This is a genomic window from Devosia alba (genome assembly GCF_039938915.1).
Lineage (GTDB): Bacteria > Pseudomonadota > Alphaproteobacteria > Rhizobiales > Devosiaceae > Devosia > Devosia alba.
In genome coordinates this window covers 39,666-55,185 of record NZ_JBDUUI010000010.1, presented here as the reverse complement: position 1 = coordinate 55,185, position 15,520 = coordinate 39,666, and the positions used below count along the sequence as shown (strand labels likewise).

The 15,520-nt window shown below is 62.0% G+C and carries 13 protein-coding genes and 1 pseudogene; 6 read left to right on the top strand and 8 right to left on the bottom strand.

Going from position 1 to position 15,520, the window contains the following annotated elements:
• Positions 1-32 precede the first annotated feature (32 nt).
• From ABFY71_RS14545 to ABFY71_RS14525, 5 genes and pseudogenes are all read right to left on the bottom strand, one after another.
• Entirely contained in the window at positions 33-1,463 is a 1,431-nt protein-coding gene (locus ABFY71_RS14545) for an NAD(P)(+) transhydrogenase (Re/Si-specific) subunit beta (RefSeq protein WP_371136226.1), read from the bottom strand.
• A gap of 4 nt (positions 1,464-1,467) precedes the next feature.
• Positions 1,468-1,830: a proton-translocating transhydrogenase family protein gene (locus tag ABFY71_RS14540; protein WP_305581097.1), complete on the bottom strand. Its 363-nt coding sequence runs from the start codon at positions 1,828-1,830 to the stop codon at positions 1,468-1,470.
• 261 nt (positions 1,831-2,091) lie between these two features.
• Positions 2,092-3,354: pseudogene (locus tag ABFY71_RS14535) on the bottom strand (Re/Si-specific NAD(P)(+) transhydrogenase subunit alpha); the annotation flags it as partial.
• A gap of 64 nt (positions 3,355-3,418) precedes the next feature.
• Positions 3,419-3,586, bottom strand: a complete 168-nt coding sequence (locus ABFY71_RS14530; protein WP_347946729.1) for an aa3-type cytochrome c oxidase subunit IV — start codon at positions 3,584-3,586, stop codon at positions 3,419-3,421.
• A gap of 64 nt (positions 3,587-3,650) precedes the next feature.
• Positions 3,651-5,453: a M3 family oligoendopeptidase gene (locus tag ABFY71_RS14525; RefSeq protein ID WP_347946728.1), complete on the bottom strand. Its 1,803-nt coding sequence runs from the start codon at positions 5,451-5,453 to the stop codon at positions 3,651-3,653.
• 255 nt (positions 5,454-5,708) lie between these two features.
• Here ABFY71_RS14525 and ABFY71_RS14520 point away from each other — a divergent pair, with 255 nt between their 5' ends.
• Complete coding sequence (locus ABFY71_RS14520; RefSeq protein WP_347946727.1) at positions 5,709-7,193, top strand: sigma-54-dependent transcriptional regulator; 1,485 nt, start codon at positions 5,709-5,711, stop codon at positions 7,191-7,193.
• A 66-nt stretch (positions 7,194-7,259) separates the two neighbouring features.
• Here ABFY71_RS14520 and ABFY71_RS14515 read toward each other — a convergent pair whose 3' ends face one another.
• Positions 7,260-7,490, bottom strand: coding sequence for a hypothetical protein (locus ABFY71_RS14515; protein ID WP_305576969.1), 231 nt, complete (start codon positions 7,488-7,490; stop codon positions 7,260-7,262).
• A 337-nt stretch (positions 7,491-7,827) separates the two neighbouring features.
• On the opposite strand from ABFY71_RS14515, the gene ABFY71_RS14510 reads away from it, so the two are divergent.
• From ABFY71_RS14510 to dxs, 3 genes are all read left to right on the top strand, one after another.
• Positions 7,828-9,522 (top strand): L,D-transpeptidase family protein, encoded by a 1,695-nt coding sequence (locus tag ABFY71_RS14510; protein ID WP_347946726.1) that lies wholly within the window; start codon positions 7,828-7,830, stop codon positions 9,520-9,522.
• A 190-nt stretch (positions 9,523-9,712) separates the two neighbouring features.
• Positions 9,713-11,365, top strand: a complete 1,653-nt coding sequence (locus ABFY71_RS14505) for a peptidoglycan L,D-endopeptidase MepK (protein ID WP_347946725.1) — start codon at positions 9,713-9,715, stop codon at positions 11,363-11,365.
• Between the two features lie 137 nt (positions 11,366-11,502).
• Positions 11,503-13,434, top strand: a complete 1,932-nt coding sequence (gene dxs, locus ABFY71_RS14500; protein WP_347946724.1) for a 1-deoxy-D-xylulose-5-phosphate synthase — start codon at positions 11,503-11,505, stop codon at positions 13,432-13,434.
• Between the two features lie 141 nt (positions 13,435-13,575).
• On the opposite strand, the gene ABFY71_RS14495 is transcribed toward dxs, so the two are convergent.
• A complete protein-coding gene (locus ABFY71_RS14495) occupies positions 13,576-14,058 on the bottom strand; it encodes a winged helix-turn-helix transcriptional regulator (protein WP_347946723.1) in 483 nt (160 codons plus the stop codon).
• Positions 14,059-14,185: 127 nt separating this feature from the next.
• Here ABFY71_RS14495 and ABFY71_RS14490 point away from each other — a divergent pair, with 127 nt between their 5' ends.
• The gene (locus ABFY71_RS14490) at positions 14,186-14,731 is read left to right on the top strand and encodes a dihydrofolate reductase family protein (RefSeq protein WP_347946722.1); all 546 of its coding nucleotides are present in this window, start codon (positions 14,186-14,188) and stop codon (positions 14,729-14,731) included.
• Positions 14,732-14,851: 120 nt separating this feature from the next.
• Positions 14,852-15,079, top strand: a complete 228-nt coding sequence (locus ABFY71_RS14485; RefSeq protein ID WP_347946721.1) for a hypothetical protein — start codon at positions 14,852-14,854, stop codon at positions 15,077-15,079.
• A gap of 64 nt (positions 15,080-15,143) precedes the next feature.
• Here the strand turns inward: ABFY71_RS14485 and ABFY71_RS14480 are convergent, their stop codons facing one another.
• Positions 15,144-15,404, bottom strand: coding sequence for a DUF2312 domain-containing protein (locus ABFY71_RS14480; protein WP_137153141.1), 261 nt, complete (start codon positions 15,402-15,404; stop codon positions 15,144-15,146).
• Positions 15,405-15,520: the final 116 nt, after the last annotated feature.

Here is a 15,520-nt window from a genome sequence, read left to right as displayed (position 1 = left end):
CGAAGCGGGCCCTTTTTAATCTTCGAACCAGCCTAGTGGCCGAGCGCCTTGACGATGTCCTCGGTCATCTTCTTGGCATCGCCGAACAGCATCATAGTGTTGTCGCGGAAGAACAGCTCGTTCTGCACCCCGGCATAACCCGCTGCCATGCCGCGCTTGATGAACAGCACCGTGCCGGCGTCTTCGACATTGAGCACCGGCATGCCGTAGATCGGCGAGGTCTTGTCGGTCTTGGCTGACGGGTTGGTCACGTCATTGGCGCCAATCACGAACGCCACGTCAGACTGGGCAAATTCGGAGTTGATGTCATCGAGTTCGAACACTTCGTCATAAGGCACATTGGCCTCTGCCAGCAGCACGTTCATGTGTCCGGGCATACGACCGGCCACCGGATGGATGGCGTATTTGACCGTGACACCCTCTGCCTTGAGCAGGTCGGCCATTTCGCGCAGCGCATGTTGGGCCTGGGCCACCGCCATGCCGTAACCGGGCACGATGATCACCTTGCCGGCGTTCTTCATCAGGAAGGCTGCGTCATCGGCCGCCCCCTGCTTGACCGGACGTTCGTCTTCGACGCCCGCGGCAGCACTGCCGCTATCGCCACCAAAGCCGCCCAGGATCACCGAAATGAAACTCCGGTTCATCGCCTTGCACATGATGTAGCTCAGGATCGCGCCCGAGGAACCCACCAGCGCGCCGGTGATGATCAGCGCCGTATTGCCCAGCGTAAAGCCGATACCGGCCGCAGCCCACCCCGAATAGGAGTTGAGCATCGACACCACCACCGGCATGTCCGCGCCACCGATCGGGATGATCATCAACCCGCCCAGGATCAGGGCAATGATGGTGATCAGCCAGAACAGCATGGGGTCAGCCGAGACGGTGAAGGCCCAGACCAGCGCCAGCAATACCACCGCCATCGCGATATGGATGAGGTGACGCATCGGCAGGATGATCGGCTTGCCGCTCATATTGCCGTTCAGCTTGGCAAAGGCGATGACCGAGCCGGTAAAGGTGAAGGCGCCAATGGCCACACCAATGCTCATTTCCACCAGTGCCTGCGCATGGATCAGGCCCACAGCCAGACCGGTCGCGGGATCGATGTCGATAATGCCGAAGGCTTCGGGCGCATAGAGCGCTGCAGCGGCCACGAACACCGCCGCCAAGCCGACCAGCGAGTGGAATGCCGCCACCAATTGCGGCATATCGGTCATTTTGACGGTACGGGCCATATAGGCACCAATGCCGCCACCCAGAGCAATACCGCCAATGATCAGCACCCAGCTGATCAGATCACTGGGCGCGGCAACGGCCAGCGTGGTGAGGATGGCGATGCCCATGCCCACCATGCCATAAGTATTGCCCTGCCGGGCTGTCCGGGGGCTGGAAAGGCCGCGCAGCGCCATGATGAACAGCACGCCGGAGACCAGATAGAGAAGGGCTGCAATATCCGCAGAGATCATTGGCTCAGCCCTTCTTCTTGTACATGGCCAGCATGCGCTGGGTGACGAGGAACCCGCCAAAGATATTCACGCTGGCAAACACCAGGGCGATGAAGCCGAAGGCCTTGGACACCCAGTTCCCGTCAGCCGCCAGATGCACGCCGACAGCGAGCAGGGCGCCCACCACGATCACCGACGAAATGGCGTTGGTCACGCTCATCAGCGGCGTGTGCAAGGCCGGGGTCACCGACCAGACGACGAAATAGCCGACAAAGATCGCCAGCACGAAAATTGCCAGCCGGAAGGTGAAGGGGTCGATAGCGCCCCCAATTGCCGCGTGGGCGGCGGCGGCGACCACATCGGCGGTCTGTTCTGCCGTGGCTTCCATTTACTGGTCTCCCTTGGGTGCTGCGGGGATCTTGGCTGTAGTAGTCTTGGCGGTTGGCGACTTGGCTGCCGCCGGTTTCTTGACCGCAGCAGGCTTTTTGGCGGCAGCTGGCTTTTTGACGGCGGCGGGCTTGGCGGCTGCAGGTGCCGCAGTTTTCTTTGCAGCGGGCTTGGTTTGCAGCGGCTTGGGTGTGGTTGGCTTGGGGGCAGCGGCCGCATCCATGACGACCGTGGCCTGTGCCTTGGCTGCCAGCTTGGCGGCACTGGGGGTCTTGCTTGCGGCAGTTTTGCTTGCTGCGGCCTTTTTGCTTGCCGCAGGCTTGCTGGCAGAAGTCTTGCCCGGTGCCGCAGTCTTGCCTGCAGCTGCCTTGGCAGGCGACGCCGGCTTGGCGTCGCCAGCGACAAAACTGGGGTGCACCACCGCACCATCGCGCGTCAGCACGGTCGCCTTGACCAGCTCGTCGTCCCAGTTGATGGCGAGCTTTTTTTCCTTGGCATCGATCAGCGTAGTCAGGAATGCCAGCAGGTTGCGCGCATAGAGCTGGCTCGCTGTGGTCGGAATGCGACCCTGCATATTGGTGTAGCCAATGATCGTCACGCCCTTGTGCTCGATCACCTTGCCGGGCACGGTCAGTTCGACATTGCCGCCGCGCTCGGCGGCCAGATCGACAATCACCGAACCCGGCGCCATCGATTCAACCATCGCCTTGGTGATCAGCCGTGGCGCCGGGCGCCCCGGGATCAGCGCCGTGGTGATGACGATGTCCTGCTTGGCAATGTGCTGCGCCGTCAGTTCGGCCTGCTTGGCCTGGTATTCGGCGCTCATCTGCTTGGCGTAACCGCCGGCAGTCTCGGCCTGCTTGAATTCTTCATCCTCGACAGCAACGAACTTGCCGCCCAGTGACTCAACCTGTTCCTTGGCGGCTGGCCGCACGTCGGTGGCCGATACCACCGCACCCAGACGCTTGGCGGTGGCAATAGCCTGCAGTCCGGCAACACCGGCGCCCATCACGAAGGCCTTGGCCGGACGCACCGTCCCAGCGGCGGTCATCATCATCGGCAGGGCGCGGTCAAACGCCGCTGCGGCTTCGATAACGCCCTGATAGCCGGCCAGATTGGCCTGGCTGGACAGAATGTCCATTACCTGCGCGCGGGTAATGCGCGGCATGAATTCCATGGAGACCGCCGTGACGCCAGCCTTGGCCAACGCCGCCACTTCCTTGTCATTGCCATAGGGGTCCAGCGCGCCGATCAGCAGCGATCCCTTGCTGACGCCGGCCAATGCCGCCGCCTCGGGGCGACGCACGGTCAGCACAATATCGGCATTCTTGAGCGCTGCCGGCGCCGTCGCAGCAATGACTGCGCCTGCCGCTTGATAGTCGCTGTCCAGAATGCGCGAGCCCAGCCCGGCACCCTTTTCAATCTGAACGCTGGCGCCCAGCGCAATGAGTTTGCCGACCGTTTCGGGGGTGGCCGCGACGCGGTTCTCTCCCTCGACCCGTTCGCGGACGATGGCAATTTTCATGAAAATCTCCTGCTCGCCCGTCCGGCGGACAGGCTCGAATGGAATGCGTGGACCTGCGCTGAAATCAGGGCTGGATCAGAAAATAGAGAATGACCATCGAGATGACCGAGATGATGGCGACCCATTTGACGCCAGTGATGAAGCCTTCATAGGTGCCCTCGTGCTGGGCATAATCCATCGGCGACTCAAGCCGCGGCTCGGAATGATGTTCGGGGCGGTGTTTGGTGGCCATTATCGTCCTCGCAAGTCCAGTGTTCAAAAGTCTAAGTGCCCGAAGTCGGTCGCCGCAACAATGCTCAGGGAGCCGTTGCTTCCAGCTCGTCGATCAGCCCCTCGATCATCGAGAGACCCAGCGACCAGAATTGGGGATCCTTGGCGTCCAGTCCAAACGGCGCGAGCAGTTCGGTGTGGTGCTTGCTTCCCCCAGCCTTGAGCAGCTCGAAATAGCGCTCGGCAAAGCCTTCACTGGACTTCTCATACTGTGCGTAGAGCGAGTTCACAAGACAGTCACCAAAGGCATAGGCGTAGACATAGAAAGGCGAGTGAATGAAGTGGGGGATATAGGCCCAGAAGCTTTCATAGCCGTCATTGGTGATGATCGCATCGCCCAGCGATTCCTGCTGCACATCCAGCCAGATCTGGTTGATCTGTTCGGTCTTGAGTTCACCCTGGCGCCGCGCTGTGTGGATGCGCCGCTCAAAGGTGTAAAACGCGATCTGCCGTACCACCGTATTGAGCATGTCCTCGACCTTGCTCGACAGCAGGGCAAAGCGCTGCTTGGGGTCGGTGGTCTTGTTCAGCAGCGAGCGGAAGGTCAGCATTTCGCCAAATACGGACGCCGTTTCGGCCAGGGTCAGCGGCGTATTGGCCAGGATCGGCCCTTGCGCCGCGGCCAGCCGCTGATGCACGCCATGCCCCAATTCATGGGCCAGCGTCATGATATCACGCGACCGCCCCATATAGTTGAGCATCAGATAGGGATGCGCGCTCGGCACGGTCGGATGGGCAAAGGCCCCCGACAGCTTGCCGTCGCCGCTGGGCGCGTCGATCCAGCCCGAGTTGAAGAATGGCGCGGCATAGGCCGCCAGGTCGGGGGAAAACTGACCATAGGCTTCCATCACCGTGGATACCGCACTGTCCCAGTCCCACACCCGCTCATCACTGGTCGGCAGCGGCGCATTGCGATCCCAGGCGTTCAGCTTGTCCTTGCCGAACCATTTGGCCTTCATGCGGTAGTAGCGATGGCTCAGCCGCGGATAGGCCTCCTCCACCGCCTTTTGCAGCGCATCGACGACTTCGCGTTCCACCGAATTGGCCATATGGCGGCTATCGGCGATGTCCTGGTAGCCGCGCCAGCGATCAGAGATTTCCTTGTCCTTGGCCAGCACATTGGTGATGTGCGTAAACAGCCGCCCATTTGCCTTGAGCGTCTTGCCCAGCGCCCGGAACGCGGCTTCGCGCTTGGCCTCGTCTTTTTCTGACAGCAGATGCAGCGTGGCTTCCAGCGTCAGCGTCTCACCTGCCACGTCAAATTCAAGACTGCTCAGCGTTTCGTCAAACAAACGGTTCCACGCGGCAAACGACGTCGTCGACTTGTCGTGGAACAGTTCTTCCAGCTTGTCGTCGAGCTGGTAGGGCTTGGCCTTGCGCAACTCATCAAACCAGGTGCGATAGCGCGCCAGCTCGGCATCGGCAGCCAGCGCCGCTTCGAGATCCGCATCCTCGAGCCGGTTCAGTTCCAACTCGAAAAACAACACGCGCGTCGACAGATTGGTCAGCGCTTCATTGGTGTCGCCCATGAACTTGGCCCGATCAGGATCAGTGGCTTTTTGCGCATATTGCAGAAAGGCGAACGAGCCGATGCGGCCGGTCAGATCGCCCAGGGCCTCGCTGTCCTTGATCGCCTTGATCAACTGGCCCGCCTGGGTCAGCGCCACGAGCTTGCCTTTGTAATCGGCTTCAAAGCGGATTGCGTCAGCCTTGGCCCGTTCCAGATCGGCCTTGAACTGCGGGCTGTCGGCCGCAGGATAGAGATCGCTGAGATCCCACACCGGCAGGGCGCCATATTGATTGTGGCTCTTCTGAACGGGTGCGGTCATGCGGTCTCTCCGGCGGATCTGATTTGGCGCGGACCTTAGCCGAGCGGGACCAAGCTTGGGAAGTGCGGCGTCCAAGGCGCGTTGCCTCGCCCCTCCCAGGCCGCATCAAAGGCGAGACCTGGAAGGCCAGGACGCAATTGGCCGGCATAAACGGCCGCCAGATTCTCCATGATTAATCGCCCCTTAACCCCATCCGCTCATCGTGTTCCCAAAACGGCACACGATTCGATGCCGTCGCAAATAGCCGGGGTTTGGATGACGCGTATTCTGGTAGTTGATGATGATCCGGTTCAACTGCGCCTGACGGCGGAAGTCGCCAACAAGGCCGGTTTCAAGCCGCTCATCGCCACCGGCGGGGAACAGGCTCTGGCCATTTTGCGCGACGACCGCAATATCGGCGCGATGATTCTCGATCTGGTCATGCCCGACCTCGATGGCATGGGCGTGCTGGATGCCATGCGCCGCGAAGGGCTAACCACCCCGGTCATCATCCAGACCGCCAATGCCTCCCTCGAGACGGTGATTTCGGCCATGCGCAACGGTGCTGCCGACTATTTCGTCAAGCCCGTCGCCCCTGAGCGCCTGGTCATCTCCTTGCGCAACGCCATGAAACTCGATGCGCTCGAAGCCACCATTCGCGCCGAACGCGCCCGCAAGTCCGGCACCTTCACGGCCAGCGACATGATCGCCAAGGCGCCAGCCATGGCCCGCGTGCTCAGCCTCTGCGCCAAGGCCGCCAAATCGACCATCCCGGTACTGATCGAGGGCGAAACCGGGGTCGGCAAGGAACTGATCGCCCGTATCATTCAGGGCTCGGGCGACCGCGCCGGCAAACCCTTCGTCACCGTCAATTGCGGCGCCATCCCGCCCAATCTCGTGGAATCAGTACTGTTCGGACACAAGAAAGGCGCCTTTACCGGCGCCCTGGCCGATCAGACCGGCAAATTTGCCGAAGCCCATAATGGTACGCTGTTTCTCGACGAAATTGGCGAACTCCCGCTCGACATGCAGGTCAAGCTGCTGCGGGCACTGCAGGAAGGCGAGATCGAACCGGTTGGCGCCTCGCGCCCCGAGCGCGTCAATGTCCGGCTCATCTCGGCCACCAATCGGCGCCTGCTGAACCTGGCGAAAACCGGCGAATTCCGCGAGGATCTCTACTACCGGCTCAACGTCTTCCCCATCTATACCCCGCCTTTGCGTGAGCGCATGGAAGACCTCAACGCCATGGTCGCCATGTTCATCGCCCGCTTCGCAGCCGAGGCCGGCAAGCGCATTCTGGGCATTTCGCCGGCCGCGCTCGACCTGTTGGCCGCCTATGACTGGCCGGGCAATGTCCGCCAGCTGGAAAACGCCGTCTATCGCGCCGTCATCCTCAGCGATGGCGCTTTCCTCGAAACCATCGATTTTCCGCAGATTATCGCCCAGGCCAATGGCCGCGACCGCGCCATCAAGGAAATCCAGGCGGCGCCCATGGCCGCTTCCCCCACCCATATCGATTCCGCCACCGCCCGCCAGCGCATCGATTCCAGCATGCCCGCCGCGCCCGACCGTTTCCTTGATCCCGCCGGCGACATTGCCGCGCTGGCCGAGATCGAGCGCGCCGCCATCGTCTTTGCCATCGAGCACCATGGCGGCCGCATGTCACGCGTCGCCCGCGCCCTCAAGATCGGCCGCTCTACCCTCTACCGCAAACTGCACGAATACGGCCTGCCCGAAGACCTGCTCAGCGACGCGGCGTAGCACTGGTGTGATCTGATCGACCCGGACCAGACCTGGTTGGTTGCTCCATCGACAGGATCTGGCCGGTCAGAGCTGTTCCCGATCAATCGCCTTGGCGTAGAGTCGAACCATCGATAGCGTCTGCCCGCTGTACTGATAGTAGACGCGCACCCGCAAATCGCTTTTGCGGCCACTGCGCACCAGCGTCTCGCCGATCGCCTTGTGCGCCGCATCCTCGGGTGAGGCGGCGCTGGCGATGGTGATCTCCTGCCCTGCGCTGTCGCCCGCCCGGCAATCGACAATCCGGTAACTGGTCATGGGCGAGGCTCCTGCAAAAAGCCATTGCTCTAGCAGGGCCCGACAGTACCCGCATTACACTTTGCCAAGTCAAAGGCCACGGCGTGATATTTCTTGCCTGACCGGCACACTGGCGCCAGACCACCCGATCGCCCGCCCGCTTTGGGCAAGAGGCAGCGAGGCGATGTTCTCAGGTCCCTGCTGCCGTGGCAAAGGGAACACAAATCCCACTCACAAAGCTGCGAGCAATTGTTCCTGTTAAGGATTTCTGGCTAATGATTTTTAACGATATGCCTGCCGATTCCGCGATGGAATGGGGGTGATGCATCGATCAAGACGCCGCCGTGCTGGAGCCCGAATGAACAAGTTTCTGGTCACCCTGATTGCCGCTCTCGCGAGCTCCGTCAGTCTTATGCCCGCCCTGGCGCAGGATGTGGCGAGCAATGCGGCCGGCCCCATCTTCATCGCCCCGCCCCAGACACCCCTGGCCCAGATCATCAAGCAGGGGCTTTCTGCTGCCTATTACGGCGCCAGAAAAGACAGCGCGGCTTATGCCGAAGCGCAGAAGCTGTATTTCTTCTATGGCGCCCGCCATTTCGAGCCCATCTGGCTCGATGAAACCGCCACGGGACAGGTGGCTTTCTCAGTCCCGGCCGAAAAGATCCGCACCTTGTTCGCAGCCGCGACCAGCGAGGGCCTGCGCCCGCAGGACTATCTGACGCCCGAACTCGACGTTTCCGCTGTGGGCAACGACCCCGCCAAAATGGCAGCGCTGGAGACGGCATTCTCACGCGCCACCATGCGCTACGCCACCCATATCTATACCGGTCGCATCGTGCCCGGCTCGATCAGCAAGACCTTCGATGTCGCGCCCAAGCGGCTCGACGAGGGCGCCCTGCTGGTGCAACTGGCCACCAGCCCTGATCCGGTCACGGTGCTGACAGCGCTGGAGCCGACCCACCCCGAATTTCTCGCGCTCAAGGCGGCCCTGGCCAGTTTTGACGAGACCCAGACCGACCGCCCCGTGCAGATCGACGCCGGCATCACATTGCGTCCCGGCATGAAGGACGCACGCGTCCCGGTACTACGCCAGCGTTTCGAACTCGCCACGACCCAGGACACGCTCTATGACGACAGCGTCGTCGCAGCCGTCAAGGCGTTTCAGCAGGCCCGCAATTTGGCCGTCGACGGTGTCATGGGGCCGGCTACGCTGCGCGAACTCAATGGCGGCGCGGCGCTGACCAAGGCCGATATTCTCGCCAATATGGAGCGCTGGCGCTGGATGCCGCGTGATCTGGGCGCGTTCAACGTGCTGGTCAACATTCCCGAATACCGGCTATCGATCAATCGCGACAACCAGGAGGAGTACACCACCCGGGTCGTGGTCGGCACCGTCAGGAACCAGACGCCGGTGTTTTCCGACAGCATTCGCCACATCGTGGTCAATCCCTATTGGAATGTGCCCAGCTCGATCGTCAAAGCCGAGATTGCCCCGGCTGTACTGAACAATCCCGGCTACATCGACAGCCACAATTACGATCTGCTCTACCAGGGCAGCCCGATCAGCCCATGGTCAGTGGATTGGAACCAGGTCAGCGCCAGCAATTTCCCGTTCCGGGTGCGGCAGCGCCCCGGCACCAGCAATGCCCTGGGTCAGATCAAGTTCCTGTTTCCCAACAAGCACGACGTCTACCTGCACGACACCCCGTCCAAATCGCTATTCTCCCGCGACTCCCGGGCCCTCAGCCATGGCTGCGTGCGTGTGCAGAACCCGCTGGAGTTTGCCGGGGCCTTGCTGGCCAACGAAACCAAAATCAGCCGCGGCTCGCTGGAGGACATGTTTGGCAGTGCCGAGCGCTGGGTGAACCCCGAGCACCAGATTCCCGTGCATCTTGCCTATTTCACGGTTCGCGTGGCACCTGACGGCACCCTGCGGTCCTTCAGTGACATCTATGGTCACAACGCCGCGCTGATCGCGGCCATGGGTCTGGCGACGCCGGCGCCCATGCCTGAAATCGTCGCCGAAGCCGGTGACGGCACCATTTCTCCGTGAGCCGGTCTTAACCCCGCGTTTACAATTTCGCCTTGGTTGTGCCGGGTTTTGATCGTAATAACATCGGCGTGAGCGGGCTTAGGATCTGCTGACAGCGGGCTGGCGTTAATCAAATCCATGGGATTTTACGCTATTTTGCGACGATAGACTGGCATACCGGACAGAGTTTAGCGTGACGGGGGCTTCCTACTTGCAACACTATCGTATCGGGCGGATTTTTCTCGCTGCCCTGATCAGCCTTACCCTCATCATGCCACAGGCCGTTGTGCCTGCCGCGGCAGCGTCCGAGCGCGCCATCTACCTGCATTACACCCACACCAAAGAGACCGCGCGCATCGTCTTCAAGCGCAACGGACAATTCGTCCAGTCTGGTCTCAATGAGCTCAACTATTTCCTGCGCGACTGGCGTCGCAACGAGCCCACCAAGATGGACCCGCGCCTGTTCGATCTGATCTGGGATGTCTATCAGGCGGTTGGTGCAAGCCAGCCCATCAACGTCGTCTCGGCCTATCGCTCGCCCGCCACCAACAACATGCTGCGCTCCAAATCCTCTGGCGTTGCTGAGAACAGTCAGCACACCAAGGGCAATGCCATGGATTTCTTCATCCCCGGCGTGCCGCTGGCCAAGCTGCGCGCCATTGCCATGAAGAAACAGGTTGGCGGCGTCGGCTATTACCCCACTTCGGGCAGCCCGTTCGTACATCTCGATACCGGCTCTGTGCGCGCCTGGCCGCGTATGACTCGCGCCCAGCTCAAGGATATTTTCCCCGACGGCAAGACCATGCACCTGCCCTCCGATGGCAAGCCGCTGTCGCAGCAGGGCTACCAGACCGCCATGGCCGAATGGAAAAAGTGCCACGCCTATCCCTGCGATGGCCGTTCCTCGGGCACTCAGATCGCTGATAGCGGCGGCAGCGGCCGCACGCTGGTCGACATGCTGTTTGGTGGCAATAATAGCCAGCCCGCAGCAGTCCAGGCGGCGCCGGTACAGATGGCCTCGCTCACGCCCCAGGCAACCACGCCAAAATCCGCACCGATTCCGGCAATGCGCTCAGCCAATTTGGGTGCTGCGGTTGCGCCTGCTGCGCCACCCGCCCTGCCCTTTGCCACTGCCGGCAGCGCCCCGCTCGAAGCAGCCGAATTGACCACCACGGCCAGCGCGCCCCTGCCCATGCGCAAATCCCCGACGCTGCTGATGGCAACTGCCGCGAACCTGCCCTCGAGCGACGCAGTAACCGCAATCGCTGCCCTGACGGCGCCATTGCCACAGCCACGTCTGCACATGACCGCGGCCAAAGAGCCGAGCATGATGACAGCCTATCTGCAGCCCATGCCGCAGGACCCGAACGCCCAGCGGGCGCTCGAAATGATCATCAAGCGCGAAACCGCTCCGGCCACAACGGCTGCCATTCCCGCCACCCGCCTGCCCGCACTGCCGCCATTGTCCGGTGTCACCACGCTGCGCACAGCTTCGCTGGGCGGCGGCAGCGGTGTCACCGGGGCCCTGGCCAATCTGTTCCGCGGCACCTTTGGCGCCGCGCGTCAGGACGAGCCAGTGGCTCAGGCACTCGCCGACCACATCGCCAAGCGGCCAACCACCAGCACCATGCGCCATCCCGAACTGATCGCGCCCGATCTTGAGCATGTCGCCGAGGTGTTCAGCGCCCCAACGGCGCTGAGTTCGGAATATTTCGCCGCAATCTGGGATCACGACGAGGCTGATTTCAGCCCCGCGACCGAAATGGGCCGCTACGTCACTGTCCTGCGCGCTGGCGATTTCCCCGAAGGGCTTTCCCACACCCGCTTCGTCGGTGCCCAGCCGGTGGCGAACGTCATCAACTGACCGGTCGCAACCAGGCCGGCTTCCCCTGCAGCGTCGCCGTTGCGCCAATTGGCGCAGCCTGCCCGCCAATGTTGCAAAGCGCCGCCGGCGCGCCTAAACAAGCGTGATGCTGCCCGTTTTGGCGAAGGACTGCCCGTTTGGCCGACAAGCCCTCGACACCCCTGCTCGATACTGTCAATTCACCCGTTGATTTGCGCGCCATGCCGCGCGAGGATTTGCGGCAGTTATCCGATGAATTGCGCGCCGAGATGATCGACGCCGTCTCGGTCACCGGTGGCCATTTGGGCGCCGGCCTGGGCGTTGTCGAACTGACCGTGGCCTTGCATGCCGTGTTCGACACTCCCCATGACCGGATCATATGGGATGTTGGCCATCAGGCCTATCCGCACAAGATCCTGACCGGACGCCGCGACCGCATTCGCACCCTGCGCCAGAAGGATGGTCTGTCCGGCTTCACCCGTCGCGCCGAAAGCGAATACGATCCGTTTGGCGCCGGCCACTCCTCCACCTCGATCTCGGCCGGCCTGGGCATGGCGGTCGCCAGTGCGCTGATGGACAAGCCACGCAATGTCATCGCCGTCATCGGCGACGGCGCCATGTCGGCCGGCATGGCCTATGAGGCGATGAACAATGCCGGCGCCATGGATGCCAGGCTGATCGTCGTGCTGAATGACAATGACATGTCGATCGCCCCGCCCACCGGCGCCATGAGCGCCTATCTGGCGCGCCTGGTCTCCAGCCCGGTCTATCGCGGCGCCCGCGAGGCCGCCAAATCCGTGGTCAGCAAGCTGCCGCAGTTCCTGCACGAACCGGCGCGCCGCACCGAAGAATTTGCCCGCTCCTTCTTCACCGGCGGCACATTGTTTGAAGAACTCGGCTTCTACTATGTCGGCCCGATTGATGGGCACAATCTCGATCACTTGCTGCCCATTCTCGACAATGTGCGCGACGCAGCCGAAGGCCCGATCCTGGTGCATGTCGTCACCAAAAAGGGCAAGGGCTACGGCCCGGCCGAAGATTCGGACGACAAATATCACGGCGTCTCCAAGTTCAACGTCATCACGGGCGCGCAGACCAAGACGCCCTCCAATGCGCCGTCCTATACGTCGGTTTTCGCCGATACGCTGATCCAGGAAGCCCATGACGATCCGCGCATCGTGGCCGTCACCGCCGCCATGCCCTCGGGCACCGGTCTGGACAAATTTGCCGAAATCCACCCCAGCCGCATTTTCGATGTCGGCATTGCCGAGCAGCACGCCGTGACATTCGCCGCCGGCATGGCCAGCGAGGGCATGCGCCCGTTCTGCGCCATTTATTCGACCTTCCTGCAGCGCGCCTATGACCAGGTCATCCACGACGTGGCCATCCAGCACCTGCCGGTGCGCTTCGCCATCGACCGGGCCGGCTATGTCGGCGCCGATGGTCCCACCCATGCCGGCAATTACGACGCCGCCTATCTCGGCGCCATCCCCGGCATCGTGCAGATGGCCGCCGCCGACGAGGCCGAACTGCGCCATATGGTGACAACCGCTGCCGCCTATGACGACGGCCCCATTGCCTTCCGCTATCCGCGCGGCGACGGCATGGGCGTCGACCTGCCCGCTCGCGGCCAGATACTGCCCATCGGCAAGGGTCGCATCGTGCGTCAGGGCGCCACCATTGCCATTCTCAGCTACGGCACGCGCCTGGGCGAAGTGCTCGCCGCTGCCGACAAGCTGGCCGCTTTGGGCCTCACCCCGACCATTGCCGACGCCCGCTTCATGAAGCCACTCGACGAAGAACTGATTGCCCAGTTGGCCAGCACCCACGATGTGCTGCTGACCGCCGAGGAAGGCTCGATTGGCGGCTTTGGCAGCCACGTCGCAACTTTCCTGGCCAGCAATGGCCTGCTCGACGGCAAGCTGCGCTTCCGCCCGCTGATGATCCCTGATCGTTTCGTCGAGCATGCCAGCCAGGCCGACATGTATGCCGATGCAGGCCTCGACCGCGCCGGCATCGTCGCCACCGCACTGAGCACGCTGGGCTACGACGAAGCGGCCATGGTCGCCGCCCTGGGCAAGGCCCGCTAGGGCCTTCTCGGCAAGACTGGCTCCACTTTGGGGTTCGAAGACGCGACCCGCGAAAGATCTGGACCGACACGCGGCTCAGGACGGGAAGCAAAATCGCGTGCAAATTGCGAAGCTTGGGTCACGCCCGGTCATGAGCGTCACTTACGCAATGGCCGCTGCATAAGCCGATTGCATCTTGGCGAGGGCAGAGACCTCGGGCGCCGCTGCGCCCAAGTGGATATACCGCAATTCCTCCATGAACGCGGACCAGAGTTGTGGGCCACCGTCTTCGAGTACCTGCGCCCGTATGGCGAGCGTTGTCGAGGGGAGTGTGTGGCGCAGCCCCCAGCTACCCACGACCGCCAGTAATGGGACGAGATCAATCGCCTTTTCCGTCAGGCCGTAGATGATCTTCTGCTTGTGACCGGGATCATCGCCCCGTGTAAGCAGCCCATTGCCGGTCAGGCGTTTCAGCCGGTCCGCAAGAATATTGGACGCGATACCCTCGATGTTCTCGGCAAGCAGAGACCGAAAGCCGCGAGGGCGACCGCCGAACATGATGTCGCGCAGGACAATCAGGCTCCAGCGGTCGCCAAAGGTTTCCAGCGTGAGGTTTATTGGGCATCCTGAGCGTCGCCGGTTCATCGGATCCGTCCGTCAGACTGGTTGCAATTTAGAGGTGGTTTCCTGGCTCGATCGACCTTTAACATGGGGCACGGCGTAAATGAATGCGATCCGACCGGATCGCCGCCCGGTCGACAGGAGCCAGCCCATGGCCAAGCTTGTCTATGGAATGATGCAGTCACTCGACGGCTATGTAGCCGGCCCTGATGGCGGGCCAAGCCTGCCGATGCCGGACGATGAACTGCATCGCCACTTCAACGACCAAGTGCGCGGGGTCGTTGGCTGCCTGTACGGTCGGCGCATTTACGAGATGATGCGCTATTGGGACGTGGATCAGCCGGGACAGGACGACATCGGGAACGACTTCGCGGCGGCCTGGCGCGCCACGCCGAAATGGGTTGTATCTCATACGCTGAAGGCAGTCGGCCCAAATGCCACCCTGGTGAACAACGATCTGGGAGAATTCGTTCAGACCTTGAAAGCCGACTACGACGGCGAGATTGACGTCGCCGGACCGGAGCTGGCGGGCTGTCTGACCCAGCTTGGGCTAATCGATGAATATCGGCTGTACCTCCAACCGGTCGTGCTTGGCGGAGGCAAACCATATTTCGCGGCCGCCCGCCCGCCGCTCCGCCTGGTGGCACATGATCGGATTGGCGAGCACGCAATCAGGTTAACCTACGTTCCGTCTTGATCCACCCCGCGCCGACTTATCTCGCCTTTGAACGGTATTGCAGCTTTCGTCCTAAAGGAAACCTCAAGGCCACGGGCACTAGGCTAGGCGCTGCACGGATTATCCACCAAGGCCAGTATCATGAGTATTTCCGCCATCGCATCGGGCACCGCCGGCATGTATCGGGCCGCCGATCGCCTTGATGCCAGCGCCAGTCGGGTGGCCCGTTTCGGCACTGGCCCGAGCGAAACCGACCTTTCCACCGAGCTGGTTGAGGTCATGATGGCAGAGACCGACTTCAAGGCTGCCGCCACCGTGATACGTGCCACCGACCGCATGACGAAATCGACCATCGATATCCTGGCCTGAACGCGCACCGCCCAGCAGCCTTTCGGACAACTGGGCGGATGCAAATCGCTAACGGTGCCGCGGTTTAGTCGTCAGATGGCGCCGCCACCATGCCCAGAGCACTCATATACAGCTCAAGCAGGGCTTCCTGCTCCATACGCTCATTGGCGTCCTGCTTGCGAATGGCCACGATCTTGCGCAGGATCTTGGTATCAAAGCCGTTGCCCTTGGCTTCAGCGTAAATTTCCTTGATGTCGGCGGCAATCGCTGCCTTCTCTTCTTCCATCCGCTCGATGCGCTCGATGAACGCCCGGAGCTGGTCCTGGGCAACGCTGTCTTCAGCCATGGGTCTTACCTCGTTGTTTCAAGCGCTGCTTGAACCTCAGACTCACCCCCGGTTCAACCCCTTTGTGACCCAATCCCCATCATGACATCAGCACATGCCCGCAATTCCGCCAAAAC

Excerpts from the sequence above, each read along its gene's own strand:
- ABFY71_RS14490 (WP_347946722.1), top strand. The coding sequence starts at position 14,186 with ATGGCCAAGCTTGTCTATGGAATGATGCAGTCACTCGACGGCTATGTA.
- ABFY71_RS14540 (WP_305581097.1), bottom strand. The coding sequence starts at position 1,830 with ATGGAAGCCACGGCAGAACAGACCGCCGATGTGGTCGCCGCCGCCGCC.
- ABFY71_RS14525 (WP_347946728.1), bottom strand. The coding sequence starts at position 5,453 with ATGACCGCACCCGTTCAGAAGAGCCACAATCAATATGGCGCCCTGCCG.
- ABFY71_RS14520 (WP_347946727.1), top strand. The coding sequence starts at position 5,709 with ATGACGCGTATTCTGGTAGTTGATGATGATCCGGTTCAACTGCGCCTG.
- ABFY71_RS14515 (WP_305576969.1), bottom strand. The coding sequence starts at position 7,490 with ATGACCAGTTACCGGATTGTCGATTGCCGGGCGGGCGACAGCGCAGGG.
- ABFY71_RS14545 (WP_371136226.1), bottom strand. The coding sequence starts at position 1,463 with ATGATCTCTGCGGATATTGCAGCCCTTCTCTATCTGGTCTCCGGCGTG.
- ABFY71_RS14485 (WP_347946721.1), top strand. The coding sequence starts at position 14,852 with ATGAGTATTTCCGCCATCGCATCGGGCACCGCCGGCATGTATCGGGCC.
- ABFY71_RS14495 (WP_347946723.1), bottom strand. The coding sequence starts at position 14,058 with ATGAACCGGCGACGCTCAGGATGCCCAATAAACCTCACGCTGGAAACC.
- ABFY71_RS14530 (WP_347946729.1), bottom strand. The coding sequence starts at position 3,586 with ATGGCCACCAAACACCGCCCCGAACATCATTCCGAGCCGCGGCTTGAG.
- ABFY71_RS14510 (WP_347946726.1), top strand. The coding sequence starts at position 7,828 with ATGAACAAGTTTCTGGTCACCCTGATTGCCGCTCTCGCGAGCTCCGTC.
- ABFY71_RS14480 (WP_137153141.1), bottom strand. The coding sequence starts at position 15,404 with ATGGCTGAAGACAGCGTTGCCCAGGACCAGCTCCGGGCGTTCATCGAG.